At 46.7% G+C, this 1,241-nt stretch carries 1 protein-coding gene; it reads right to left on the reverse strand.

Features of this window, described 5'->3' with window-relative positions; translation table 11 throughout:
* Positions 1-1,122 (reverse strand): CoA-acylating methylmalonate-semialdehyde dehydrogenase (gene mmsA / locus A3735_RS05765; RefSeq protein ID WP_068637734.1); only part of this gene is annotated, 1,122 nt, incomplete at its 3' end.
* Between the last annotated feature and the right edge of the window lie 119 nt (positions 1,123-1,241).

The following is a 1,241-nucleotide window of genomic DNA, read 5'->3' on the forward strand; positions in this document are numbered from 1 at the left end:
AGTCGAAACGCCGGTGAAGAGTGTAGGGCCTAACCAGTTGCCATTAGGGTAACCTTCTACAACAATGTTTCGACCATCTATCAAGCAGTTAGCACCTTGATCTATTCCTTTTTGAATCAAGCCTGAAACACGCTCTACAGCCTGAGGACTAATCAAAGGCCCATAAGCTGAATCAGGTGAGTCCCAAGTGCCGGGCTTAACCGCTTTTAGGCGTTCAGCGAGCTCATCTGCCCAGACGATTGTTTCGCCAACAAAAACAATCACGCTAATTGCCATGCAGCGTTGTCCGGCAGCGCCAACCGTAGCGCCGACTAATGCGTTCATGACGGTGTCTTTGTCGGCATCAGGTAGTACGACCATGTGATTTTTCGCACCGGCAAAGCATTGAGCACGCTTCATCTCGCGAGTGGTTGTTAGATACACATCTTTGGCAACAGGTACTGAACCAACAAATGAGGTCGCCAGAATATCAGGATGTTTAATAAGTTGGTGAACCTGGTCTTTGCCACCATGAATCATTTGCACCAGACCTTTGGGTGCCCCGGCTTCCTGGAATAGCTCTAATAAACGAACAGTCGCTAAGGGAACTTGCTCAGAGGGCTTAAGGATCATGGCGTTTCCACAGGCTGTTGCCATAGGGAACATCCAAAGCGGAATCATTGCCGGAAAGTTAAACGGGGTAATACCGAGCGTCACACCAAGCGGCTGGGTCAGGCTATAGGTATCTACGCCCTTAGCAACATTTTCGACAGTCTCACCCATTAACAGGGAAGGAATGTTGCAAGCATGCTCGACAACTTCAATACCGCGCCATACATCACCCATAGCATCTTCAATATTTTTACCCGTGTCTTTAGCAAGAATCTCGGCAATCTCACGCTGATGTTCCTTTAACAAATACTGGTAACGTAGCATCAAGCGAGCGCGCTCACTGACAGGGGTTTCTTTCCACTCTAAGAATGCGGCTTTGGCGCCTTCAACGGCGCGATCAATTTCGCCTTTCGTGGCGAATGAGACCTCTGCAAGTACCTCTTGTGTCGCGGGGTTAAGAACGTTTTGTTTTTGCACGCTTTCACTGTGAACAAATTCGCCATTGATTAAGAGTGGAACTTGATGAGGCATGATTGGAGTCCTTATTATTCTTTATGCAGTATTTAGAATGCTAATGAAGGTCGTAGACGAGTAAAACTTATATTTCTAATGTTTTATATTTGATAGCCACTCTACTAACAATTATGCAT

The sequence above is a fragment of the Oleiphilus sp. HI0061 genome (genome assembly GCF_001635675.1).